Annotated in this window: 19 protein-coding genes and 2 pseudogenes; 9 read left to right on the top strand and 12 right to left on the bottom strand. The window is 60.5% G+C overall.

Annotated features, from left to right (window positions below; all coding sequences use genetic code 11):
• Positions 1–10 precede the first annotated feature (10 nt).
• A complete protein-coding gene (gene nagE / locus RS887_RS14885) occupies positions 11–1726 on the top strand; it encodes an N-acetylglucosamine-specific PTS transporter subunit IIBC (protein ID WP_322615957.1) in 1716 nt (571 codons plus the stop codon).
• A 404-nt stretch (positions 1727–2130) separates the two neighbouring features.
• Here nagE and RS887_RS14880 read toward each other — a convergent pair whose 3' ends face one another.
• The 3 genes from RS887_RS14880 to purL all read right to left on the bottom strand — a co-directional run bounded on the left by RS887_RS14880 (position 2131) and on the right by purL (position 7499).
• Positions 2131–3153 (bottom strand): IS110 family transposase, encoded by a 1023-nt coding sequence (locus RS887_RS14880; RefSeq protein ID WP_322615956.1) that lies wholly within the window; start codon positions 3151–3153, stop codon positions 2131–2133.
• A 132-nt stretch (positions 3154–3285) separates the two neighbouring features.
• Positions 3286–3597 (bottom strand): YqfO family protein, encoded by a 312-nt coding sequence (locus RS887_RS14875; protein ID WP_322615955.1) that lies wholly within the window; start codon positions 3595–3597, stop codon positions 3286–3288.
• Between the two features lie 5 nt (positions 3598–3602).
• A complete protein-coding gene (gene purL, locus RS887_RS14870; RefSeq protein WP_322615954.1) occupies positions 3603–7499 on the bottom strand; it encodes a phosphoribosylformylglycinamidine synthase in 3897 nt (1298 codons plus the stop codon).
• Between the two features lie 285 nt (positions 7500–7784).
• Between purL and mltF the strand changes: the two genes are divergently transcribed.
• Positions 7785–9245, top strand: coding sequence for a membrane-bound lytic murein transglycosylase MltF (gene mltF, locus RS887_RS14865; RefSeq protein ID WP_322615953.1), 1461 nt, complete (start codon positions 7785–7787; stop codon positions 9243–9245).
• A gap of 126 nt (positions 9246–9371) precedes the next feature.
• Here mltF and pdxJ read toward each other — a convergent pair whose 3' ends face one another.
• From pdxJ to lptF, 8 genes are all read right to left on the bottom strand, one after another.
• Complete coding sequence (gene pdxJ, locus RS887_RS14860; protein WP_322615952.1) at positions 9372–10115, bottom strand: pyridoxine 5'-phosphate synthase; 744 nt, start codon at positions 10113–10115, stop codon at positions 9372–9374.
• Positions 10116–10166: 51 nt separating this feature from the next.
• Positions 10167–10856, bottom strand: a complete 690-nt coding sequence (gene recO / locus RS887_RS14855; RefSeq protein WP_322615951.1) for a DNA repair protein RecO — start codon at positions 10854–10856, stop codon at positions 10167–10169.
• Positions 10857–11011: 155 nt separating this feature from the next.
• A complete protein-coding gene (gene era, locus RS887_RS14850) occupies positions 11012–11914 on the bottom strand; it encodes a GTPase Era (RefSeq protein WP_008020290.1) in 903 nt (300 codons plus the stop codon).
• Positions 11907–12596 carry a ribonuclease III gene (gene rnc / locus RS887_RS14845; RefSeq protein WP_007973960.1) on the bottom strand — a complete coding sequence of 230 codons (690 nt, stop codon included), beginning with the start codon at positions 12594–12596 and terminating at the stop codon, positions 11907–11909. The genes era and rnc overlap by 8 nt, the downstream gene beginning before the upstream one ends.
• Positions 12597–12780: 184 nt before the next feature.
• Positions 12781–13635, bottom strand: a complete 855-nt coding sequence (gene lepB / locus RS887_RS14840; protein ID WP_007973961.1) for a signal peptidase I — start codon at positions 13633–13635, stop codon at positions 12781–12783.
• A gap of 5 nt (positions 13636–13640) precedes the next feature.
• Positions 13641–15440, bottom strand: coding sequence for a translation elongation factor 4 (gene lepA, locus RS887_RS14835; RefSeq protein WP_322615950.1), 1800 nt, complete (start codon positions 15438–15440; stop codon positions 13641–13643).
• Positions 15441–15611: 171 nt separating this feature from the next.
• Positions 15612–16673: an LPS export ABC transporter permease LptG gene (lptG, locus tag RS887_RS14830; RefSeq protein WP_322615949.1), complete on the bottom strand. Its 1062-nt coding sequence runs from the start codon at positions 16671–16673 to the stop codon at positions 15612–15614.
• Complete coding sequence (lptF, locus tag RS887_RS14825; RefSeq protein ID WP_322615948.1) at positions 16666–17784, bottom strand: LPS export ABC transporter permease LptF; 1119 nt, start codon at positions 17782–17784, stop codon at positions 16666–16668. The genes lptG and lptF overlap by 8 nt, the downstream gene beginning before the upstream one ends.
• A 131-nt stretch (positions 17785–17915) precedes the next feature.
• On the opposite strand from lptF, the pseudogene RS887_RS14820 reads away from it, so the two are divergent.
• The 4 genes and pseudogenes from RS887_RS14820 to RS887_RS14805 all read left to right on the top strand — a co-directional run.
• Positions 17916–18029: pseudogene (locus tag RS887_RS14820) on the top strand (outer membrane lipoprotein carrier protein LolA); the annotation flags it as partial.
• Between the two features lie 148 nt (positions 18030–18177).
• Complete coding sequence (locus RS887_RS14815; RefSeq protein ID WP_322615947.1) at positions 18178–19668, top strand: leucyl aminopeptidase; 1491 nt, start codon at positions 18178–18180, stop codon at positions 19666–19668.
• 60 nt (positions 19669–19728) lie between these two features.
• Entirely contained in the window at positions 19729–20157 is a 429-nt protein-coding gene (locus tag RS887_RS14810) for a DNA polymerase III subunit chi (RefSeq protein ID WP_008020283.1), read from the top strand.
• A gap of 8 nt (positions 20158–20165) precedes the next feature.
• The gene (locus tag RS887_RS14805; protein ID WP_322615946.1) at positions 20166–20549 is read left to right on the top strand and encodes a DNA polymerase III subunit chi; all 384 of its coding nucleotides are present in this window, start codon (positions 20166–20168) and stop codon (positions 20547–20549) included.
• A 156-nt stretch (positions 20550–20705) separates the two neighbouring features.
• Here RS887_RS14805 and RS887_RS14800 read toward each other — a convergent pair whose 3' ends face one another.
• Positions 20706–21473: a sulfite exporter TauE/SafE family protein gene (locus tag RS887_RS14800; protein WP_322615945.1), complete on the bottom strand. Its 768-nt coding sequence runs from the start codon at positions 21471–21473 to the stop codon at positions 20706–20708.
• Positions 21474–21572: 99 nt separating this feature from the next.
• Between RS887_RS14800 and RS887_RS14795 the strand changes: the two genes are divergently transcribed.
• The 3 genes and pseudogenes from RS887_RS14795 (at position 21573) to RS887_RS14785 (ending at position 24708) form a co-directional block, all read left to right on the top strand.
• Positions 21573–22463 carry a LysR family transcriptional regulator gene (locus tag RS887_RS14795; RefSeq protein ID WP_322615944.1) on the top strand — a complete coding sequence of 297 codons (891 nt, stop codon included), beginning with the start codon at positions 21573–21575 and terminating at the stop codon, positions 22461–22463.
• 42 nt (positions 22464–22505) lie between these two features.
• Positions 22506–23883 (top strand): annotated as a pseudogene (xseA, locus tag RS887_RS14790) (exodeoxyribonuclease VII large subunit).
• Between the two features lie 3 nt (positions 23884–23886).
• Positions 23887–24708, top strand: coding sequence for a peptidoglycan DD-metalloendopeptidase family protein (locus RS887_RS14785; RefSeq protein ID WP_322615943.1), 822 nt, complete (start codon positions 23887–23889; stop codon positions 24706–24708).
• Positions 24709–24818 lie beyond the last annotated feature (110 nt).

Genomic DNA, 24818 nt, shown 5'->3' with positions numbered 1-24818 from the left:
GAGTACCGCCATGTACCAATACTTTATCGAAGGCCTGCAGCGCCTCGGCCGCGCGCTGATGCTGCCGATCGCGATCCTGCCGATTGCCGGCCTGCTGCTGCGCCTGGGCGACACGGACCTTTTGAACATCGCGATCATCCACGACGCCGGCCAGGTGATTTTCGCCAATCTGGCGCTGATTTTCGCCATCGGCATCGCGGTCGGGTTCGCCAGGGACAACAACGGCACTGCCGGTCTGGCCGGGGCCATCGGTTATCTGGTGATGGTATCCACGCTCAAGGTGCTGGATGCGAGCATCAACATGGGCATGCTCGCCGGGATCATCAGCGGCTTGATGGCCGGCGCGCTATACAACCGTTTCAAGGACATCAAGCTGCCGGAGTACCTGGCGTTCTTCGGCGGCCGGCGCTTTGTGCCGATCGTGACCGGTTTCAGCGCGGTCGGCTTGGGCGTGGTGTTCGGTCTGATCTGGCCGCCGGTACAGCACGGCATCAACAGCTTCGGCGCGTTGCTGTTGGAGAGCGGCAGCATCGGTGCATTCATTTTCGGTGTGCTCAACCGCCTGCTGATCGTCACCGGCCTGCACCACATCATCAATAACATGGCCTGGTTTGTGTTCGGCAACTTCACCGACCCGACCACGGGTGCCTTGGTGACCGGCGACATATCGCGCTACTTTGCCGGCGACCCGAAAGGCGGCCAGTTCACGACCGGCATGTTCCCGGTGATGCTCTTCGGCCTGCCCGCCGCCTGCCTGGCGATGTACCGCAACGCCCTGCCGGAACGGCGTAAAATCATGGGCGGGATATTCCTGTCGATGGCCCTGACTTCATTCCTGACCGGCGTCACCGAACCCATCGAGTTCGCCTTCATGTTCCTCGCGCCGCTGCTGTTCTTGCTGCATGCGCTGCTGACCGGCCTGTCCATGGCTGTCACCAATCTGCTGAACATCCACCTCGGCTTTACCTTTTCCGGCGGCTTCATCGACATGGTCCTCGGCTGGGGCAAATCCACCAATGGCTGGCGCGTAGTCCCAGTCGGCCTGGTCTATGCATTGATCTATTACCTGGTGTTCGACTTCTGTATCCGTCGTTTCAATCTCAAGACGCCGGGACGGGAAGACACTGCTGCCACTGAAAAAGCCGCAGTGGCGGACAGCGACCGTGCGGGGGCCTACATCAAGGCCTTGGGCGGCGCCGAAAACCTGATCACCGTCGGCGCCTGCACCACTCGGTTACGACTGGACATGGTGGATCGCAACAAGGCCTCGGATGCGGACTTGAAAGCACTAGGTGCCATGGCCGTGGTGCGTCCGGGCAAGGGTGGGAGTTTGCAGGTGGTGGTGGGACCGATGGCCGACGCGATTGCCGATGAAATTCGCCTGGCGATGCCGGCGCTGGGTCGCGCATTGATCTCTACTCCGGCGGTCATCGTCGACGTACCGCCAGCTGTCACCGTGGCGAAAAATGAAGCCCAACAATGGCTGAGCGCACTCGGCGGTGGCGACAATGTGTTGCAACTGGACTGCGTGGCCATGACCCGGATTCGTCTGCAATTGGCGGATGGCAAGGCAATGTCGGAGTGCGATTTGAAGGCACTGGGCTGTCAGGGTGTGAGTCAGCTTGAGGGCGGGATCTGGCACCTGTTGGTGGGTGACAGAGCGGCGAGTTTGAGTGATGCGCTAGAAGCCTTGGTCAATCGAAGTGAGGTCAGTGCCAAAGTTTAGTTATGAGTTGCCTGACAGGCCGTCATCGCTGGCAAGCCAGCTCCCACAGGGTTCTCGGATGTACACAGCATTTGTGTACGACATAAAACACTGTGGGAGCTGGCTTGCCAGCGATGAGGCCCTGATTATCAACACAAAACCCTAGGCATAAAAATGTATGGTCAGCCCATCTCCTGCAACCTCATGGGCTGTTTCCGGTAAAGCTGGCTTGCGCTAATGTATCCGGGCTCATGGTGAGCGTTGCTGGAACAACGCTCGGCCCTCGATGAGTAGCCGCTCCCGACTGTCCTGAAAAAACCCTCAGCCTCTCTAGCTGATTTTTATGCCAGGTTCTCAGTCGGGCCGTTTGCCGTTTACTGTCATCAGTCAGTGACGTCGCAAAAGCCGGTGGTAACGCTGTACGTTCAAGCGTTCGGATGTGGGTCGTACTGGCCGCCTTTGGCCAGTACCGCCCACACGATTCGCGCCAGTTTGTTCGCCAAGGCGCAGGCCACGATGTTGGAGTGTCGGCGCCTCAGCAGCTCTTGAACCCAAGGCCCAAGGGCATCTTCCCGTTTATCGATATGACGCATGATGGCCCGCGCACCCTGCACCAAGAGCTGACGTATGTGCTTGTCCCCACGCTTGCTGATCCCCAGCAGCACCGTCTTTCCGCCCGTCGAGTATTGCCTCGGGACCAGCCCTAACGAAGCCGCGAAATCGCGTCCGCTGCGGTAGCGCGAGACATCCCCCACGTCGGCCAATACCGCGCTGGCGGTGATCGGGCCAATGCCAGGAATACTCTGCAAGCGTTGTCCGGCATCGTCTTCCTTCAACTGTTGTTTCAGGTCGGACTCGATGTCCTTGATCTCATCAGTGAGCTGTTGAATCTGATAATAGAGGCGCATCAGCAGGCCCTTGAGACGCAATGGAACCGGGTGCCGAGGGTCGTCCAGTAGCGCCGGTACGCGGTGTAAGGCCGTGACACCGATGGGCAGGCTAATCCCGAACTCCAGTAGAAACCCATGAATCTGGTTGGTCGCCGCCGTCCGATGCTCAATCAGCGAGCCTCGAACACGGTGCAGGGCCGAAAGCGTTTGCTGTTCTGCCGTTTTGATCGGGCAGAAGCGCATCGTGGGGCGGCTCGCCGCCTCACAGATCGCTTCTGCATCAATGAAGTCGTTTTTGTTGCCTTTAACGAACGGTTTGACGTACTGCGGAGCGATCAACTTCACCTCGTGACCGAGTGCGCCGATCTCCCGAGCCAACCAGTGGGCACCACCACAAGACTCCATCACCACCGTGCAGATGGGGAGTTGCGCCAAGCTTCCGAGCAACTGGCCACGGCTCATCTTCTTGCGCAAAACCTGATGACCTCGGGTGTCCTGGCCATGCAGGTGGAAACTGTGTTTGCCGATGTCGATACCGAGAAGCGTCATCGCATTCATGAGAGATCCTCCGGCCGAAAACGAGAAAAGCCCTGCAAGCGTAAACCTGCAGGGCTTATCGGTCAGGCTGACCATCTCATTAAACCCGCTGAAATCACTTCAGCGGGTTTTTCATTTCAGCAGCCTGGAAGATCAGAAATCCTCCAGCCGCCACACCTCATAAGCCGGTGTCTCATAGGGATGGCTCTGTTTCAAAGCCTCCACCACCGAGCGAATCAACTCATCCGCCACCACCAACTCAACCTTCCATTCCTCGACCTGCTCGACCTGCCCCGCTTCGCCAATGAACGGCTGGCTGCCATCCAATGGACGAAACTGACCCAGGCCCAACACCTGCCAGGCGCAGTGATCGTAAGCGCCGATCCTTCCGCCACCGGCGGCGAATACGGCACTTTTGACCTGTTCCAGATGACTGGTCGGAACAAAGAAGCTGAGCTTGTACACGGCTATCAGTTCACCCAGACGCGAGCATTACGGAACATGCGCATCAGCGGTGCATCTTCGTTCCAGTCATCCGAACGCCACGAGTTCTGCACGGCGCGGAATACACGCTCAGGGTGCGGCATCATGATGGTCACGCGACCGTCGCGGCTGGTCAGGCCGGTGATCCCGCGCGGCGAACCGTTCGGGTTGGCCGGGTAGCTTTCGGTGACCTTGCCGTGGTTGTCGACGAAACGCATCGCCACGCAACCCGACAGATCGGCTTCCAGCAGTGCTTCTTCGCTGGCGAACTCGGCATGGCCTTCACCGTGGGCGATGGCGATCGGCATACGCGAACCGGCCATGCCCTGCAGGAAGATCGAGTTCGATTCCTGGATCTGCACCATGGCCACACGGGCTTCGAACTGCTCGGAACGGTTACGCACGAAGTGCGGCCAGAACTCGCTGCCCGGAATCAGCTCGTGCAGGTTGGACATCATCTGGCAACCGTTGCACACGCCGAGGGTGAAGCTGTCGTTGCGCTCGAAGAAGCCCTGGAACGCATCGCGGGCACGGCTGTTGAACAGCGCCGACTTGGCCCAGCCTTCACCGGCACCCAATACGTCGCCGTAAGAGAAACCGCCGCAAGCGACCATGCCCTTGAACTCGTTCAGGTCGACACGGCCGGCCAGAATGTCGCTCATGTGCACATCGATCGCGTTGAAACCGGCGCGGTCGAACGCAGCCGCCATTTCCACCTGACCGTTGACGCCCTGCTCACGCAGCACGGCAACCTGTGGGCGAATGCCTTTCTTGATGTAAGGCGCGGCGATGTCCTGGTTGATGTCGTAGCTCAGCTTGACGCTCAGGCCCGGGTTGTCTTCTTCCAGCAGCACGTCGAACTCTTGCTCGGCGCAGTCGGCGTTGTCACGCAGACGCTGGATCTGGTAGCTGGTCTCGGCCCACTGGCGTTGCAGCAGACGACGCTGGCCTTCGAACACGGTGTCACCGTTGAAGGTGATGCTGATCTCGCCATTGTTGATTGGCTGACCGATCACCGACACGCAATCGCCCAGGCCGGCAGCGCTGAACTGCGCGAGGATGTCCGGGGTGGCGTCCTGGCGAACCTGGATCACGGCACCCAGTTCTTCGTTGAACAGGATCGCGGCGATGTCGCTGGAAGAATCCGCCAGGCTGTCGAGGTTCAGGCTCAGGCCGCAGTGACCGGCGAACGCCATTTCCACCACGCTGGTCAACAGACCACCGTCGGAACGGTCGTGGTAAGCCAACAGGTGACCGTCGGCGTTGAGGCCCTGGATCACGGCGAAGAAGGCTTTCAGGTCTTCGGCGTCATCGACGTCCGGAGCCTGCTTGCCGAGTTTGCCGTGAACCTGTGCCAGGATCGAGGCGCCCATGCGGTTCTGGCCGCGGCCCAGGTCGATCAGGATCAGATCGGTGGTGCCCTTGTCCATGCGCAGTTGCGGGGTCAGGGTCTGACGGATGTCAGTCACTGGCGCGAAACCGGTCACGATCAGGGACATTGGCGACGTGACGGACTTCTCCACGCCTTCATCGCTCCAGCGGGTGGCCATGGACATCGAGTCCTTGCCCACCGGAATGGTGATGCCCAGCTCAGGGCACAGCTCCATGCCGACCGCTTTCACGGTGTCGTACAGGCGTGCATCTTCACCCGGGTGACCGGCGGCGGACATCCAGTTCGCCGACAGCTTGATGTCGGAGATCTTGCCGATGCGCGAAGCGGCGATGTTGGTCAGGGTTTCGCCGATGGCCATGCGGCCCGACGCCGGAGCATCCAGCAGCGCCAGCGGAGTACGCTCGCCCATGGCCATGGCTTCACCGGTGTAGACGTCGAAGCTGGTGGCGGTGACGGCAACGTCGGCCACCGGCACCTGCCACGGGCCGACCATCTGGTCACGGGCCACGAGGCCGGTGATGGTGCGGTCGCCGATGGTGATCAGGAAGCTTTTGCTGGCCACGGCCGGGTGATGCAGAACGCGCTCGACGCAGTCGGCAATGTTCAGGGTCGACGGATCGAAGTCATCGCCCAGTTCGGCTTCACGCACCACCGAACGGTGCATACGCGGGGCCTTGCCCAGCAACACTTCCAGTGGCATGTCCACCGGGCTGTTGCCGAAATGGCTGTCGGTGACGGTCAGCTGTGGTTCGGCAGTGGCTTCGCCGACGACGGCAAACGGGCAACGCTCGCGTTCGCAGATTGCCTTGAAACGTTCGAAATCCGCCGGGCCGACAGCCAGAACATAGCGTTCCTGGGATTCGTTGGACCAGATTTCGTGCGGGGCCATGCCCGGCTCGTCGTTTGGAATGTTGCGCAGTTCGAAACGGCCACCGCGGTCGCCGTCGTTGACCAGTTCCGGGAAGGCGTTGGACAGACCGCCCGCACCCACGTCGTGGATGAAGCTGATCGGGTTCTTGTCGCCCAGTTGCCAGCAACGGTCGATGACTTCCTGGCAACGGCGTTCCATTTCCGGGTTTTCACGCTGTACCGAAGCGAAGTCCAGATCTGCCGAGCTGGTGCCGGTGGCCATGGAGGAAGCTGCACCGCCGCCCAGGCCGATCAGCATCGCCGGGCCGCCGAGCACGATCAGCTTGGAGCCGACGACGATCTCGCCTTTCTTGACGTGTTCTTCACGGATATTGCCCATGCCGCCAGCCAGCATGATCGGCTTGTGGTAGCCACGAACTTCATCACCGTGCGGGGTGGTGATCGATTGTTCGAAGGTACGGAAGTAACCGGTCAGCGCCGGACGACCGAATTCGTTGTTGAACGCAGCGCCGCCCAATGGGCCTTCGATCATGATGTCCAGCGCGGTAACGATGCGCTCGGGTTTGCCGTACGGCACTTCCCACGGCTGTTCGAAGCCCGGGATCTGCAGGTTGGACACGGTGAAACCGGTCAGGCCGGCTTTCGGCTTGGCACCACGACCGGTAGCGCCTTCGTCGCGGATTTCGCCACCGGAACCGGTGGACGCGCCCGGGAACGGGGCAATCGCGGTCGGGTGGTTGTGGGTTTCAACCTTCATCAGGATGTGCACCGGCTCCTGCACCGCGCCGTACTGGCGGGTTTCCGGGTCCGGGAAGAAGCGACCGGCCACGGAGCCGACGATCACCGAAGCGTTGTCCTTGTAAGCCGACAGGACACCTTCGTTGTGCATCTGATAGGTGTTCTTGATCATGCCGAACAGGCTTTTTTCCTGACTCTGGCCGTCGATGTCCCAACTGGCGTTGAAGATCTTGTGACGGCAGTGCTCGGAGTTCGCCTGGGCGAACATCATCAGTTCGATGTCATGCGGGTTGCGCGAAAGGCCCACGAAGGCGTTGACCAGATAGTCGATCTCGTCTTCAGCCAGGGCCAGGCCCAGCTCAGTGTTGGCCTTTTCCAGCGCGGCACGGCCGCCACCCAGCACGTCGATCGCGGTCAGGGGTTTCGGTTCGGCGTGGCTGAACAGGCCGGCGGCCTGTTCGAGGTTGCCCAGGACGATCTGGGTCATGCGATCGTGCAGACCGTCAGCAATAAGCTGAGCTTCAGCGTCGCTGAACTGGCCGGCCACGTAGAACGCGATGCCGCGCTCCAGGCGCTGGATTTTCGCCAGGCCACAGTTGCGGGCGATGTCACTGGCCTTGCTCGACCATGGCGAGATGGTGCCGAAACGCGGCAACACCAGGAACAGGCGACCGGTCGGTTCTTGTACCGGAACGCTTGGACCGTACTTCAGAAGGCGCGCAAGCACCTGCTGTTCGTCGCCGGTCAGGACGCCGGTAACTTCGGCGAAGTGAGCGAATTCAGCATACAGGCCACTGACAGCCGGAACCTTCTGGCTCAGTTGCTCAAGGAGTTTGCTGTGGCGAAAGGCAGAAAGGGCAGGAGCGCCGCGCAGGATCAACATCTTCGGGACAGCCTCGGGAAGGGGTGTGCTTTGAGGCCGTGCATTCTAGCCTAAACAGCCCGCGACATCACCCGAAACGCTACGCACGGTTGCACCCGGGCGTCGTTTTGTGTTTCTGCCTCGAAAGTCAGGTTAACGGAGCGTGTGACGACAGCTTATTTTTACTGTAACAAAATGCAGACCAGGCCCATTCCTGCGGGGTTTCGGCCGGTTTTGTGATCGCTAGCAGACAAGCCCTTCGCTGTCGAGATATGGCGCCCGTGGTCCTTTGCGTATACTGCGCAGATGTTTTCCCCAACGGCTTTACGTCCGCGGTACGCCAAATGGCTGATCGCAACCGGACTCTTCCTGATGCTCGGTGGCTGTGTTGATAAACCCAACACGCTTGAGCGCGTAAAGGAGGATGGTGTGCTGCGGGTGGTTACCCGAAACAGTCCCGCCACCTACTTTCAGGATCGCAACGGTGAAACCGGCTTCGAATACGAGCTGGTGAAGCGCTTCGCCGACGATCTGGGGGTCGAGCTCAAGATCGAGACCGCCGACAACCTCGATGACCTGTTCAACCAGGTCGGCAAGCCCAACGGCCCGGTGCTGGCGGCTGCCGGCCTGGTCAGCAGCGAAGAGCGCAAGAAGCAGGTGCGTTTCTCGCACTCCTACCTGGAAGTCACCCCGCAGATCATCTACCGCAACGGCCAGTCACGGCCGACCGACGCGAAGGATCTGGTGGGCAAGAAGATCATGGTGCTCAAGGGCAGCACCCACGCCGAACAATTGGCGCAGTTGAAACAGAAATTTCCCGGCATCGAATACGAAGAGTCTGACGCAGTCGAGGTCGTCGATCTCCTGCGCATGGTCGACGAAGGTCAGATAGACCTGACGCTGGTCGACTCCAACGAAGTCGCGATGAACCAGGTGTACTTCACCAACATCCGGGTCGCCTTCGACCTCGGCGACGCCAGCAACCAGAGCTGGGCCGTTGCACCGGGCGACGACAACAGCCTGCTCAACGAAGTCAACGAGTACCTCGACAAGGTCAAGAAAAACGGCACCCTGCAACGCCTCAAGGACCGCTACTACGGGCATGTCGACGTTCTCGGCTACATGGGCGCCACCACGTTTGCCCAACACTTGCAGCAACGCCTGCCCAAGTACGAACAGCACTTCAAGTCGTACGCCAAGAAAGAGAAAGTCGACTGGCGCCTGCTGGCGGCCATCGGGTACCAGGAGTCGTTATGGCAACCTGCCGTCACGTCCAAGACCGGCGTGCGTGGCCTGATGATGCTGACCCAGAACACCGCGCAGGCCATGGGCGTGTCCAACCGCCTGGACCCCAAGCAGAGCATCATGGGCGGTGCCAAGTACCTGGCCTACATGAAAGACCAGCTCGACGAGTCGATCCAGGAACCGGACCGTACCTGGTTTGCCCTGGCGGCCTACAACGTCGGCAGCGGCCACCTGGACGACGCACGCAAACTGGCGGCCAAGGAAGGGCTGAACCCGGACAAGTGGCTGGACGTGAAGAAAATGCTGCCGCGCCTTTCCGAGAAGAAGTGGTACAGCAAGACCCGTTACGGCTACGCCCGCGGCGGCGAACCGGTGCATTTCGTGGCGAACATCCGTCGCTACTACGACATCCTGACCTGGGTCACGCAGCCGCAGCTTGAAGGCGACCAGGTTGCCGAGGGCAAACTGCTTGTTCCGGGGATCGACAAGACCAAGCCGGCGCAGGAGCCGGCGCCGCTCTGACAGACCAACCGAGATCAAATGTGGGAGCGGGCTTGCTCGCGAAATCGGAGTGTCAGCCAACAGAGATGTTGAATGATAAGCCGCCTTCGCGAGCAAGCCCGCTCCCACATTGGTTTTGTGTTGGTTTTAAGCCTTGGCAGCCGCCAGAATCAGCGCCTTCATTTCCGAAACCGCCGACTTGAAGCCAACGAACAGCGCATGGGCCACCAGCGCGTGTCCGATGTTCAGTTCGTTGATGCCCTTGATCGCTGCCACGGCTTCGACGTTGTGATAGTGCAGGCCATGGCCGGCATTGACGATCAGGCCCTGGGCCAGGCCGAAGGCCACGCCATCGGCCACACGCTTGAGTTCTTCAGCGACTTCGGTCGGCGTCTCGGCATCGGCGTAACGACCGGTATGCAGTTCAATGGCTGGCGCGCCGACACGGCGCGAGGCTTCGATCTGCCGCTCATCGGCATCGATGAACAGCGACACTTCGGAGCCGATTTTCGACAGGCGCTCGACCGCCGTCTTGATCCGCGCTTCCTGCCCCGCCACGTCCAGGCCGCCTTCGGTGGTCAGTTCCTGACGGGTTTCCGGTACCAGGCAAATGTGCGCCGGGCGGATGCGTTCGGCGAACTGCATCATTTCTTCGGTGACGCCCATTTCGAAGTTCATGCGGGTTTGCAGCACGTCCTTGAGCAGCAGAACGTCGCGCTCCTGGATGTGCCGACGGTCTTCGCGCAGGTGCACGGTGATGCCGTCGGCGCCCGCCTCTTCCGCGTCCAGTGCTGCCTTGACCGGGTCCGGGTAACGGGTGCCCCGGGCCTGACGCAGGGTGGCAACGTGGTCGATGTTCACGCCAAGAAGAATACGGGTGCTGGTGGTCACGGAAGCGCTCCAGAAGAAGAAAAAGTTCGGTGCACAGCATACACAAGGTACTTACGGCTTTCGAAACAACTCTCGGGAAACCAGCGGGCGACCGCCCAGATGCACGGCCAATGCCTGGCGCATCAGACGCTTGGCCGCCGACAAGGCACCCGGCGCGCTCCAGTCGGCATCCGCCATGGCTAGCAGTTCCGTGCCGTTGAACAATCCAGGTTGCAGCAGGTAGACCCGCTCCAGCCCCGCATCCACTTGCAAGCGGTAGAGGCCGTCGGGTGCGATGGCTTCATCGTGGATATCCGCAGTCAGTGAGAATCCGTAGCCCAAATCATCGAGCAAGCGCCATTCAAAGGAACGCAGCAACGGCTCCAGCGCACGACCTTCGGCCAACGCCAGCAAGGTCGCGGCGTAGTGATCGAACACGGCGGGGTGCGGGTCTTCGGCGGGCAGCAGGCGAATCAGCAACTCATTGAGGTAAAGGCCGCTGAACAGTGCCTCTCCGTTAAGCCAGGTGGAAACGCCAGCACTTTCCATGCGCCCGACTTTCTTCAGCTCGCCACGCCCTCGAAACTCCACTTCCAGCGGCACGAACGGCCGCGCCAACGTCCCGGCCTTGCCCCGTGCACTGCGCAACACCGCCCGCAGCCGACCTTGCGGCGTGAGGAAATCCACCAGGGCGCTGTTTTCACGGTAGGCGCGGGAGTGCAGGACGTAGGCGGGCTGGCCGATGGGAGGGGTTTGGGACATGGGCTTCTCGCCGAGGTAACTGGGCGCTCAAAAACGACTGTAGGAGCGAGCATGCTCGCGATGGTGGATAACGATAACGCTGGCTATCTGAATGAACGCGGCGCTTTCAATTCCATCGCGAGCAAGCTCGCTCCTACAGTGAATCCTGCGGTGTGTTACAGGTCGCCATAACCCAACGAACGCAGAGCACGCTCGTCATCGGACCAGCCACCCTTAACCTTGACCCAGAGATTGAGCATGATCTTGGAGTCGAACAGCAGCTCCATGTCCTTGCGCGCTTCGGTGCCGATGCGCTTGATGCGCTCGCCTTTGTCGCCAATGATGATTTTCTTCTGGCCATCGCGTTCGACGAGGATCAAGGCATGGATATGCAGGGTCTTGCCCTGCTGCTTGAACTCTTCGATTTCAACGGTGATCTGGTACGGCAGCTCGGCGCCCATCTGACGCATGATCTTCTCGCGCACCAGCTCGGCGGCGAGGAAACGGCTGCTGCGGTCGGTGATCTGGTCTTCCGGGAAGAAGTGATCGTTTTCCGGCAGGTGCTCGGCAATCACCCGCTCCAGCGCGTCGAGGTTGTGCCCGTGCTGCGCCGAAATCGGCATGATCTGCGCGTTCGGCAACTGTTCCTGCAACCAGGACAGGTGCGGCATCAGCTCGGCCTTGTCCTCGATGCGGTCGGTCTTGTTCAGCGCGACGATCAGCGGGCCGGTCACGTACTGGACGCGCTCGAGGACCATCTGGTCTTCGTCGGTCCACTTGGTGCGGTCGACCACGAAGATCACCACGTCGACATCTTTCAACGCCGCCGAAGCGGTCTTGTTCATGTAGCGGTTCAGGGCCTTTTCGCCACCCTTGTGCATACCGGGGGTGTCGACGTAGATCGCCTGCACGTCGCCCTCGGTCTTGATACCGAGCATGTTGTGGCGAGTGGTTTGCGGCTTGCGCGAGGTGATCGCCAGCTTCTGACCCAGGATGTGGTTCAGCAGCGTGGACTTGCCCACGTTCGGACGGCCGACGATGGCAACATAGCCACAGCGAGTTGCGTTTGTATCAGTCATTGCCATTCTCCACACCCAGGGCAATCAGAGCTGCGGCGGCCGCTACCTGTTCGGCAATACGACGGCTCACACCCTGACCTCGGCTTTTTTCATTCAGTAAGATGATTTCGCATTCGACGAAGAACGTCCGGCAATGCGGTTCACCCTGGATATCCACCACTTCGTAACGCGGCAGCTCACAACCACGGGACTGCAGGAACTCCTGCAGGCGGGTCTTTGGATCCTTGTTGGTGTCGACCAGCGTCAAGCCTTCGAACTCTCCGGCCAGCCAGGCGAGCACACGCTCGCGGGCCACTTCCATGCCAGCATCGAGGTAGATCGCACCGATCAGCGCTTCCAGGGCATCGGCCAGAATCGACTCGCGACGAAAGCCGCCGCTTTTCAGCTCGCCGGAACCCAGGCGCAGGTATTCGCCCAGATCGAAACCACGGGCCAGTACGGCCAGGGTCTCACCTTTCACCAGACGCGCGCGCAAACGCGACAACTGGCCTTCGCGGGCCAGCGGGAAGCGCTCGAACAACGCCTCGCCGGCGACGAAGTTGAGGATGGCGTCACCAAGGAACTCCAGGCGTTCATTGTTACGCCCGGCAAAACTGCGGTGAGTCAGGGCCAGGACCATCAGTTCCTGATCCTTGAAGGTGTAGCCGAGCTGACGCTCTAGACGGCTTAAGGAGACGCTCACGGTTTACCCACGCTGAGTTCGTGGCTGGATTGTACTGCCATCGCCATGAGGCGGCGCAGGCTTGGGACAATTAACGCTGTGTTCAAAAATAACGTCCTGAATATCGTTGGCTTCATGCTTCCGGCGCCGAATCTGTCGACTCCAGAAATGCATTCGGCGCTGTGTTCAACAGCGCCGTGATTGATTACTTGATCAGGCCAACCCGCGAGAAATTCGGCAGGTGACTGAGTTTGGGTTCCGGCCAGCTCATCCAGACCGCGAAGGCCTTGCCGACAATATTCTTGTCGGGAACCATGCCCAGCAGATCCTTGGGAATGCTCGGATCATCCCAGTAGCGACTGTCGTTCGAGTTGTCGCGGTTGTCTCCCATCATGAAGTAGTGCCCGGCCGGCACGGTCCACGAATGGTCCGGCATGGCGCGGTAGCGACTCATTTCCTTGCGGATCATGTGCTCGGCCGCACCGAGTTTTTCCTTGTAGAGCTCAGCGCTGCCCAGCGTGCCCGGCTCGGAGCCGACCAGCTGTTCGGCAATCGATTGACCGTTGACGAACAGACGCTTGTCGGCGGTGTAACGAACCGTGTCGCCCGGCAGACCGACCACACGTTTGATGTAGTTGACGTTCGGATCGCTCGGGTAGCGGAACACCATGACATCACCTCGCTGCGGATCACCGACTTCGATGACTTTCTTGTCGATCACCGGCAAGCGGATCCCGTAGGAAAACTTGCTCACCAGAATGAAGTCGCCGACATCCAGGGTTGGCTTCATCGAACCGGAAGGAATCTGGAACGGTTCCACCAGGAACGAACGCAGTACCAGCACGATGAACAACACCGGGAAGAACGACTTGCCGTATTCAACCAGCAGCGGCTCTTTGTTCAGTTTCTCGACCACGACCATGTCAGGCTGGCTGACGCTGCCCTGATAGGAGGCGATGGCGGCACGCCGACGCGGGGCCAGGATCAACAGATCGAGCAACGCCAACAGGCCGCAGACAAACACGGCGATGACCAGCAACAGCGGGAAATTTAGTGACATAGGACCTAACTATCCAACCTGAGCACTGCAAGGAAGGCTTCCTGTGGAATTTCCACGTTGCCGACTTGCTTCATGCGTTTCTTACCGGCCTTTTGCTTTTCCAGCAGCTTTTTCTTACGGCTGACGTCACCGCCGTAGCATTTGGCCAATACGTTCTTTCTGAGCGCCTTGACGGTTGTCCGCGCCACAATCTGCCCGCCAATGGCGGCCTGGATTGCCACGTCGAACATCTGCCGAGGAATCAGATCCTTCATCTTCTCGGTCAACTGGCGACCTTTGTAGTGCGAATTGTCACGGTGCACGATCAGCGCCAGGGCGTCGACCTTGTCACCGTTGATCAGCACGTCCAGTTTCACCAGGCTGGCCGATTGGTAACGATCGAAATGGTAGTCCAGAGAAGCATAGCCGCGACTGGTGGATTTCAGGCGGTCGAAGAAGTCCAGAACCACTTCGTTCATCGGCAGGTCGTAGGTCACCTGTACCTGGGAGCCGAGGAACAGCATGTCGACCTGTACGCCACGCTTTTCGATGCACAGGGTAATGACGTTACCCAGGTGCTCTTGCGGCACAAGAATATTGGCGCGCACGATCGGCTCGCGCATGTCTTCGATGGCAGACAGGTCCGGCAGCTTGGACGGGTTATCGACGTAGATCGTCTCGCCGGTCTTGAGCAGCAGTTCGAAGATTACCGTCGGCGCCGTGGTGATCAGGTCCAGGTTGTACTCGCGCTCGAGGCGCTCCTGGATGATTTCCATGTGCAGCATGCCGAGGAAGCCGCAACGGAAGCCGAAGCCCAGTGCGTCGGAGCTTTCCGGTGTGTATTGCAGCGACGAATCGTTGAGGGTGAGCTTTTGCAGCGCCTCGCGGAAGTCTTCGAAGTCATCGGAGCTGACCGGGAACAGACCGGCGTAAACCTGCGGCTGGATGCGCTTGAACCCCGGCAGCACGTCGACGTCCGGCGTCGAGCTCAAGGTCAGGGTGTCACCCACTGGCGCACCGTGAATATCCTTGATGCTGGCGATGATGAAGCCCACTTCACCGGCCTTCAGGTCGGCGGTAGGGGTGTGTTTCGGGTTGAATACACCGACGCTGTCCACCAGGTGGATCTTGCCGGTGGACTTGACCAGAATCTTGTCGCCCTTCTTCACGCGGCCGTGGCGAACGCGAACCAGGGAGACAACGCCCAGGTAGTTATCGAACCAGGAGTCGATGATCAACGCTTGCAGCGGATCTTCGATGTTGCCGGTCGGTGCCGGAATGGTGGTCACCAGGCGCTCGAGCACTTCATCGACGCCCAGGCCGGTCTTGGCAGAGCAAGTGACCGCGTCGGTGGCATCGATACCGATGATTTTTTCGATTTCTTCCTTGACGCGCTCCGGATCGGCCTGTGGCAGGTCGATCTTGTTCAGCACCGGCATCACTTCCAGGCCCTGCTCGATTGCCGTGTAGCAGTTGGCAACCGACTGCGCTTCAACACCCTGACCGGCATCGACCACCAGCAGCGCGCCTTCACAGGCAGCCAGCGAACGGCTCACCTCATAGGTGAAGTCAACGTGGCCGGGGGTATCAATGAAATTCAGCTGGTAGTTGATGCCATCGCGAGCCTTGTAATACAGGGTGACGCTGTGCGCCTTGATGGTGATCCCGCGTTCGCGCTCAAGGTCCATGGAGTCCAGGACCTGGGCTTCCATTTCGCGCTCGGCCAGGCCGCCACACATCTGGATGAAGCGATCGGCCAGCGTCGACTTGCCATGGTCAATGTGGGCGATGATGGAGAAATTGCGGATATGACTCAAATCACTCACGGATCAACACTCAAAAAGGCTGCAGGCATAGCCCGCCGAAAAATAGCCGGGAATTGTACCTGATCCACGGCACAAGCGTCACGTTCGCAGGTCAGACGGCACTTACAAAAACGCCCCGGTCTTGCGACAAGGGCGTTTTTTATCGTCAAAGCGGTCGGAAAATGCCCGCCATCAGCCTGCTCGACGTAACAGCCAGAGCCCCGCCACCGCACAAATACCCGCCGGCACCAGCACCGAAAGCAACGGTGGGAAGCCGAACACCTGGCTCGAAGGCCCCAGCAGATCCTGAACGATGCGGAAGGTGAAGCCCACCAGCACGCCGGTAAACACGCGATGGCCCAGGGTCACCGAACGCAGCGGGCCAAAGATAAAGGAAATCGCCATCAACACCAGGGCGGCAGTCACCAGCGGCTGCAACACTTTGACCCAAAATGCCAGCCAATAGCGGCTGTTGTTCAGCCCCTGATCCGCCAGGTAGTGGATATAACCCCACAGACCGCTGATCGACAGCGACTCTGGCACCATGACCACAGTACTCAGCAATTGCGGACTCAAGGGCACGCTCCAACGCTCGACCGGGGCCGACACCACTTCAGTGCTGCGCTCGTGGAACAGCGTGGTCGTGACGTCCGTCAACTGCCAGTGATCCGTGTCGAACTCGGCACGCTTGGCGAAGCTCGCCGACAGCATGTGCCGCTCGTTATCGAAACGATAGCGGGTCACACCGTACAGGATGCCGTTGGGCTGTACCGAGTTGACGTGAATGAACTCATCACCCTGGCGGTGCCACAGGCCGTGCTTGGCGCTTTGTGCATCGCCACTGCCCTGGGCCAGCGACCGATTGGCTTGCGCGGCGGTTTCGGCAGGCGGAGCGATGTACTCCCCGACCAGCACGCCGGCCAGCATCAATACCAGCATCGGCTTCATGACTGCCCAGACAATCCGGCCGATCGACACACCGGCGGCGCGCATGATCGTCAGTTCACTGCTGCTGGCCAGGCTGCCCAGACCGATCAGGCAGCCGATCAGCGCGGCCATCGGCAGCATTTCGTACATCCGGCGCGGTGCAGTCAGCGTCACATAACTCAGAACGTCAACCAGGGTGTAGGTATCGGTGACTTCACTCATCTCGTCGATGAAGGCAAACAGTGTCGCCAGCCCGAGAATGATCCCGAGCACCGCCAGAATCGCTATCAGCACACTGCTACCAATGTAGCGATCGAGCTTAACCACGGACCACCTCCAGCGCGCTGCGGCGACTCGCCCGTTTCAAGCGCAAGGGTTCCCAATAGAGCAAGCCCAGGCCGATGACCAGGAAAATCCCGTGCACCCACCACAAGCCCAGCGCCGCGGGGATCTTGCCTTTGTCGAGGGCACCGCGGGCGGCAATCAGAATGGTCAGGTAAGCCATATAGAGAAGAATCGCCGGCAGTAATTTGAGGAATCGGCCCTGACGAGGATTGACCCGCGACAGCGGCACCGCCATCAAGGTCACGATGAACACCAGCAACGGCAGCGATATGCGCCATTGCAATTCGGCGCGCAAGCGAATGTCTTCACTGCCGACCAACGTACTGGTCGGCATCGCATCGCGGTCGGTGACTTCATCGCTGACGTCGGGTTTTGGCAGCAACACACCGTATTCGTCGTACTTGATCGCCCGGTAGTCGGCCTGACCCGGACTGCCGTCATAGCGATAGCCGTTATCCAGGATCAGGTAGCGGTTGCCGTCCGGACGAATTTCCTGACGCCCCTTTTCCGCCACCAGGACAGAAATTCCGCGATCCTTGTTGTTGGAACTGATGTTCTTTTGCGAGATGAACACACCGCCCAGATTGACGCGGTCATCCGACATGCGTTCGGTGTAGGTGACCCGGGTACCGTCACGCAGGGCCTGGAAGCGCCCTGGCTCCAGGGTATCGAATTCGGTCAGGGCATCCTGCTTGTTCAGCAGCAACTGAAACTGGTTGGCCCCTTGTGGTGCAAGGCTCAGGCTCAACCACGCCACGATGAGTGCGACCAGGGTGGCCGGAAACATTGTCATGTAGACCAGCCGTTGCTGGCTCATGCCGGTGGCCGAGAGTACGGTCATTTCGCTCTCGAGGTACAGGCGACCGTAAGACAACAGGATCCCGAGAAACAGCCCCAGCGGCAGGATCAGCTGGAGGAAGCCCGGCAGACGAAAGCCCATGATCAGGAACAGCGACCCCGGATCCAGCAGGCCCGAGGCCGCCTGGGCGAGGTATTTGATGAAGCGACCGCTCATGATGATGACCAGCAGCACGGCACTGACGGCGCTCAAGGTCAACAGGACTTCGCGGGATAGATAACGGAAGACGATCAAACCAGACACTCCAGGGTTGTCAGGCTAAGGCGGCCAAACAAGCAAACGTATCGGACAGCCCGCAAGACAGGGCCGCCGAAAAAAGATGGCGCATTATCCTGTGATTGGGTGCGCCTGTCACTGCGCAATGCATGGAAACGCCTGTAGGAGCGAGCTCGCTCGCGATGGTCGTCAACGATAACGCGGGTAGCCTGAAACCCCGCGGCGCTCTCAGGTTCTTCGCGAGCAAGCTCGCTCCTACAATCGTACAACCGAGGGTTGTCAGCCGCTGGTAGCGAGGTTCAAACTGCGGCCTTTGTCGCCGGTCGATACTGGCGCCTTTCTTTTATAGGCAAGTGACGCACATACGGTGTCGGGCGCTTGCGTGCTAACCATCAATTCAGGGACCCGGACATGGAACTGGTTGTAAAAAGCGTCAACCCGGAAACGTTGGAGACCGCCACGCTGGTGGTTTCCGTTGGCGAAGGTCGCAAGCTCGGTGCGGTTGCCAAACAACTCGACGAATTGAGCGGCGGCGCGATCAGCGCAGTGCTCAAGCGCGGCGATCTGGCCGGCAAGGTTGGCCAGAGCCTGTTGCTGCACAGCCTGCCGAACCTGAAAGCCGAACGCGTGCTGCTGGTGGGCGTGGGCAAGGATGAAGAACTGGGTGACCGCCCGTTCCGCAAAATCATTGCCGGCATCCTCAACACCCTGAAAGGCCTGGGCGGCGGCGATGCCGTGCTGGCCCTGGATGAACTGGTCGTCAAAGGCCGCGACAGCTATGGCAAGACCCGCCTGCTGGCCGAAACCCTGGTGGACGGCGAGTACACCTTCGATCAGTTCAAGAGCCAGAAAGCCGAACCCCGCGCCCTGAAGAAAATCACCCTGCTGACCATCAAGGCAGCTCAGGCTGAAGTGCAGCGCGCCGTGACCCACGCCACTGCCATCGCCAACGGCATGGCATTCACCCGCGACCTGGGCAACCTGCCGCCAAACATCTGCCACCCGACCTTCCTCGGTGAACAGGCGAAAGACCTGGGTAAAGCGTTCAAGGACCTGAAAGTCGAAGTCCTCGACGAGAAGAAGATCAAGGCCCTGGGCATGGGCTCGTTCTACGCCGTGGGCCAGGGCAGCGCCCAGCCACCGCGCCTGATCGTCATGCAATACAACGGCGGCAAGAAATCCGAGAAGCCGTATGCGCTGGTTGGCAAAGGCATCACCTTCGACACCGGCGGCATCAGCCTCAAACCGGGCGCGGGCATGGATGAAATGAAGTACGACATGGGCGGCGCCGCCAGCGTGTTCGGCACCCTGCGTGCCGTGCTGGAACTGAAGCTGCCGATCAACCTGGTGTGCATCCTGGCCTGCGCCGAGAACATGCCGAGCGGCAACGCTTCGCGCCCAGGCGACATCGTCACCACCATGAGCGGCCAGACCGTGGAAATCCTCAACACCGACGCCGAAGGCCGTCTGGTGCTGTGCGACGCCCTGACCTACTCCGAGCGCTTCAAGCCGCAAGCGGTCATCGACATCGCGACCCTGACCGGCGCCTGCGTGGTCGCCCTGGGCTCCCACACGTCGGGCCTGCTGGGCAACAACGACGAACTGATCGGCCAACTGCTGAGCGCCGGCAAGGCTGCCGACGACCGCGCCTGGCAACTGCCGCTGTTCGATGAGTACCAGGAACAGCTGGACAGCCCGTTCGCCGACATCGCCAACATTGGCGGCCCGAAAGCCGGCACCATCACCGCGGCCTGCTTCCTGTCGCGCTTCACCAAGAACCTGAACTGGGCGCACCTGGACATCGCCGGCACTGCCTGGACCAGCGGCGGCAAGGACAAGGGCGCCACTGGCCGTCCGGTTCCATTGCTGACCCAATACCTGCTGGACCGCGCCAAAGCCTGAAACCAATGACCCTTGGCGGCGTTGCTTTCGGGCGGCGCCGCCAAGGGCTCAGGAACCGCAATGACCAAAGTCGACTTCTATATTCTGCCCAGCGCCGATCCTTCGGCACGCCTGGATTTCGCCTGCAAGCTCACCGAAAAAGCCTGGCGCATGGGTCACCGTGTCTACCTGCATTGCAGCGACGCTGCCCAGCGTGACGATCTCGATGCACGCCTCTGGACATTCAAGGGTGAAAGCTTCGTGCCCCACGGCCCTGCCGAAAGCGAACCGGATGGCTTGATTGTCCTGGGCCTGGGTGACGATTGCGGTCAGCATCAGGATTTGCTGGTCAACCTCGACCTGAAAGTCCCGGCCTTCGCCCAGCGTTTCGCCCGCGTGGCGGAAGTGGTGGTGGAAGACCCGACGATTCGCCAGGCCGCGCGGGAGAGTTTCCGTTTCTACCGCGAACAGGGCTATCCTCTGCAAGATCACCGTTTACAGCGACTCTGAGCCTTCCAATGGACACTCCAAAACCGCTGCAACAGTCCGCGCACCTGCTGGACGACCTCGAGTCGATCCGCCAATTGCTCGGCGATGACAACCTGCAACCGCCCCTGCTGACCGACACGGTCGAGGATGGCGACCAGGAACAGATTCCCATGTTGTTCGACGCCGTGAGCGAGCCTTCGCCGCCCGTGGTACCGACACCCCCTGCCTCCATCGTTGAACCTGCCGCCAGCAAGAAGCCGGATGACTTGCTGCACCTGGACAGCGAACTGCGTGCCGCCGCGCAGTTGATCATACAAGACGTGATCGACGATTTCGCCCCGCACATCGAGACCGAAATCAAACGCCGCCTCAGTTCACGACTGGAACGGTTGTTGAGCCAGTACAACGATTAAGTCGGACTACAAAAAACTGTGGCGAGGGAGCTTGCTCCCGCTGGGCTGCGCAGCAGCCCCAAAAATTGTCACCATTTTTTCAGAAAGACTGCATCTACCTGATTGGGGTCGCTGCGCGCCCAGCGGGAGCAAGCTCCCTCGCCACAGGTTCACTGATCAGGTGCTGAGATAGCGCCCGATCAACGCAATCCCGCTCGCCAGCACCAACCACGTCACCAGCCGCACAAAGGCCTCGCGGGACAAGCGCATGGTCAGCCGTCGACCGAACCACAGCCCCAGCACCATGGCCGGCAACAGACAAACCGCCAGCACCAGCAACGGCAAATCGGCATACACACCGGCGATAACAAACAGACTCAAACGCACCACCGTACTGCAACTGATCAATGCACTCTGGGTGGCCCGGGCCGCCTCCTTGGGCAAACGGCTGTTCAGGTAGATTGCATAAAGAAAGCCGCCGCTGCCAAACAAGGCGCCAAACATTCCGCCCACCGTCCCCATCGGCAACGCCCACACCGCAGACAACTGCGTCGGCCGGGTTTTGACCCAAAGGCTGTAGATCGCATAGGCGCTGATAAACAGCCCCATCAACAGCAGCAACAGGTCGGACTTGAGGCTCAGCAGGAAAATCACCCCCAGCGTGCACCCCACCGCCATGCAGGGCAGTAACCGCAACAGCTCCGGCCTCGCCACATCGCGCCGTGACGGCAGCAGATTGCCGAATGCCGCGACAAAATCGAGCAACACCAGCAACGGCACGATCTTCGACAGCGGCATGAACAGAATCAGAATCGGCCCCGCCACCAGCGCGGTGCCGAAACCGGCGATGCCGAACACGATGTAGGCCAGGGCGATGCCAAAGCCAATCACCAGCCAATCCACTACGCCGAAAGGCCATTGGCTCAACAATGTCAATGCGCTCATTGCAGCGCTCCTCTATTTAAGTTCGCCGACTTTAGCCATCGCTGAGCGTTGCGACTAATATCATCAAAGTCACTAACCCATCTCAAAAAGGCATGCCTTGTGCTTTCAATCCGGCAACTGCGTTACTTCGTTGAAATCACTGAATGCGGCAGTTTCGGCGCCGCAGCCGAGCGCCTGTTCATCGCCCAGTCGGCCCTGAGCCGGCAAATCAAAGACATGGAAGTCCACCTGCAAACCCCACTTTTCGAACGTACTGCGCGGCGGCCCCAACTCACACCAGCGGGCGAGGCTTTTTTACCCCGTGCCAAAAACCTGTTGAGCGAGCTGATCAAGGCCAGCGACATGGCCACCAGGATCGGCAATGGTCAACACGGCACCTTACGTTTGAGCCATTCCAGCACTGTGCCCATGAGCGGCCGACTGCTGCGCAGCGTCGACCGTTATCTCGAACATCATCCCGGCGTGTCCATGGACATCGCTCAGTTGTCTTCCGAGGCGCAACTGCAAGAGTTGGCAGACGGCCGGCTGGACATCGGCCTATTGCGCCTACCAGTGCTCCGTCAGTGTGAAGAGGTGCAGATCGACCCGCTCTACGACGAACCTTTGCTGGTGGCAGTCCCGCCCGATCACTGGCTGGCCGGGGACAAATCCGGGCGGCAGATCGACCTGGGGCAGCTACGCGACGAAGCGTTTATTTCCATCCCTCATCCCCAGCGAGGCGGTCTTAGCTACCTGTCTGCCGAGTTGTGCATGCGCCAGGGCTTCTTTCCCAAAGCAGCTCGGGTAATGTCGCGTAAAACCACGCAACTGCAACTGATCCAAGCGGGATTTGGTATCGCCCTCTTGCCGGAATCGATGCAGGACATTGCGCCACCCGACGTTCATTTCCTGCCTTTGGCAGACCCCGGCAGTCATAGCAGCGTCGCTCTGGCGTACCGCAAACACCCGACGGCACTGGTTCAACAGTTCCTCGAGCATTTGGTGATATAGGGGTCGTGCATTCACTTGAAGAATGCCTTTAAACTGCGCCCCATGATTAAAGATCCCTTTGCAAGACTCGGCCTGGACCGCGAAGTCCTGACCGTCAGCCAGCTCAACGGCCGCGCGCGGGTGTTGCTCGAAGACGTGTTCAGCAACATCTGGGTCGAAGGCGAAATCTCCAACCTCGCCCGCCCGGCTTCCGGCCATGTGTACTTCACCCTCAAGGACAGCGGCGCCCAGGTCCGTTGTGCGCTGTTCCGGCAGAACGCGGCACGGGTTCGTCAGGCACTGAAGGACGGGCTCGCGGTCAAGGTGCGCGGCAAAGTCTCGCTGTTCGAAGGGCGCGGTGATTATCAACTGATCCTCGACACCGTGGAGCCGGCCGGTGATGGCGCCTTGCGCCTGGCCTTCGATGCACTCAAGGAAAAGCTCAGCGCCGAAGGCCTGTTCAGTGCCGAGCGCAAGGTCCCGCTGCCGGCGCACCCGCAACGCATCGGCATCATCAGTTCACCCACCGGGGCGGTGATCCGCGACATCATCAGCGTGTTCCGCCGTCGCGCCCCAGGTGCAGCTGACGCTGATCCCCACCGCCGTACAGGGCCGCGAAGCCACCTCGCAGATTGTCCGTGCCCTGAAACTGGCGGATGCCCGCGGTTTCGACGCACTGATCCTGGCCCGAGGCGGCGGTTCACTGGAAGACCTCTGGTGCTTCAACGAAGAAGCCGTGGCCCGCGCCGTAGATGCTTGCGTGACGCCGATCGTCAGCGCCGTCGGCCATGAAACCGACGTATCCATCAGCGACTTCGTGGCCGACGTTCGCGCGCCCACCCCTTCCGCTGCCGCCGAATTGCTGGCTCCGGACTCCAGCGATCTGGTACGGCGGGTGGAAAGCCTGCACCGACGGTTGGTGATGCGCATGCGTGACCGCTTGATGCGCGATCGACTGCGCCTGGAAGGCATTTCCCGGCGCCTGCGTCATCCCGGCGAGCGCCTGCGCCAGCAAGCGCAACGCCTGGATGATCTGGACATGCGCATGCGTCGCGCGTTCGAGCGCAGCCTCAACACCCGCCGCGAACGCTTGATCCGCCTGGAAACCCGTTTGGCCGCACAACATCCGGGCCGGCAACTGGCACTGCTACGCCAGCGCCTCGACAGCCTAGCCGAACGTCTGCCGCGCGCCATCCGCGAAGGACTGAAGAACCGCCGCCTGCAATTGCACAGCCAGATGCAGACACTGCATGTGGTCAGCCCGTTGGCGACCCTCGGCCGTGGCTACAGCATCTTGCTGGACGAGCGTGGCAACGCCATCCGCAGCGCCGCGCAAACCCATACCGGTCAGCGCCTGAAAGCCAAGTTGGGCGAAGGCGAACTGCAAGTGCGGGTCGAAGACAATCACCTGACACCTGTCACCCTTTCTTTACTGGATTAATCCATGCCGCGTTTCCTGGCTCCATTGCTGTTGCTGTGCCTGACCGTCAACGCCCACGCCGACAGCTACATCACCCGCCTGCTGAACAAACCGGTGCCGGGCGGCGTTGCGGTGGTGGATTTGGGCACGTCTGCCCAGGTGCCAAAAGCCACCTATCAAGGCAAACCCGTCCTGGTCGTGAAGGAACAGAACAACTGGCTGGCCATCGTCGGTGTGCCACTGACGGTCAAGCCGGGGGCTCAATCGGTCAGCAGCGGCGGTCGTAATCTGGACTTCATGGTTGGCAACAAGAAATACCCGGAACAGCGCATCACCCTGAAGAACACCCAGCAGGTCAATCCAGACCCGGAAAATCTCAAGCGTATCGAGCGTGAACTGGCCGAGCAGATTGCCGCTTACCGCACGTTCAGCCCCAATACCCCGAGTAACCTGCTGCTGGACAAACCGGTGAACGGGCCGCTGTCGAGCAAATTCGGCGTGCGTCGCTTTTTCAACGGTGAAGAGCGCAACCCCCACGCTGGCCTGGACTTCGCCGTGCCGGCCGGTACACCGATCAAGACCCCGGCTGCTGGCAAGGTGATCCTGATCGGCAACTATTTCTTCAACGGCAACACAGTGTTCGTCGACCACGGCCAGGGCTTCATCAGCATGTTCTGCCACATGTCGAAAATCGATGTGAAGGTTGGGCAACAACTGGCCCGCGGTGCTGTGGTCGGGAAAGTCGGAGCAACCGGCCGCGCGACCGGACCGCATATGCACTGGAACATCAGCCTGAACGATGCGCGGGTGGATCCGGCCATCTTCATTGGTGCGTTTCAGCCCTGATTTTCGCTGAGGCTACTGGCCTCTTCGTCGGATCGCCGCCCGGGGCAAGCCCGCTCCCACAGGGTTTGTGCAGATCCTGTGGGAGCGGGCTTGCCCGCGAAGGCGGCATT

The sequence above is a fragment of the Pseudomonas sp. BIC9C genome, assembly GCF_034541995.1.
Classification (GTDB): Bacteria; Pseudomonadota; Gammaproteobacteria; order Pseudomonadales; family Pseudomonadaceae; genus Aquipseudomonas; species Aquipseudomonas fluorescens_CC.
This window is presented reverse-complemented; position numbering and strand designations above follow the sequence as displayed.

Bases quoted from the DNA above. Each gene is read 5' to 3' on its own strand.
- nagE (WP_322615957.1), top strand. From the start codon at position 11: ATGTACCAATACTTTATCGAAGGCCTGCAGCGCCTCGGCCGCGCGCTG.
- RS887_RS14880 (WP_322615956.1), bottom strand. From the start codon at position 3,153: ATGAATGCGATGACGCTTCTCGGTATCGACATCGGCAAACACAGTTTC.
- purL (WP_322615954.1), bottom strand. From the start codon at position 7,499: ATGTTGATCCTGCGCGGCGCTCCTGCCCTTTCTGCCTTTCGCCACAGC.
- mltF (WP_322615953.1), top strand. From the start codon at position 7,785: ATGTTTTCCCCAACGGCTTTACGTCCGCGGTACGCCAAATGGCTGATC.
- recO (WP_322615951.1), bottom strand. From the start codon at position 10,856: ATGTCCCAAACCCCTCCCATCGGCCAGCCCGCCTACGTCCTGCACTCC.
- era (WP_008020290.1), bottom strand. From the start codon at position 11,914: ATGACTGATACAAACGCAACTCGCTGTGGCTATGTTGCCATCGTCGGC.
- lepB (WP_007973961.1), bottom strand. From the start codon at position 13,635: ATGTCACTAAATTTCCCGCTGTTGCTGGTCATCGCCGTGTTTGTCTGC.
- RS887_RS14815 (WP_322615947.1), top strand. From the start codon at position 18,178: ATGGAACTGGTTGTAAAAAGCGTCAACCCGGAAACGTTGGAGACCGCC.
- RS887_RS14810 (WP_008020283.1), top strand. From the start codon at position 19,729: ATGACCAAAGTCGACTTCTATATTCTGCCCAGCGCCGATCCTTCGGCA.
- RS887_RS14805 (WP_322615946.1), top strand. From the start codon at position 20,166: ATGGACACTCCAAAACCGCTGCAACAGTCCGCGCACCTGCTGGACGAC.
- RS887_RS14800 (WP_322615945.1), bottom strand. From the start codon at position 21,473: ATGAGCGCATTGACATTGTTGAGCCAATGGCCTTTCGGCGTAGTGGAT.
- RS887_RS14785 (WP_322615943.1), top strand. From the start codon at position 23,887: ATGCCGCGTTTCCTGGCTCCATTGCTGTTGCTGTGCCTGACCGTCAAC.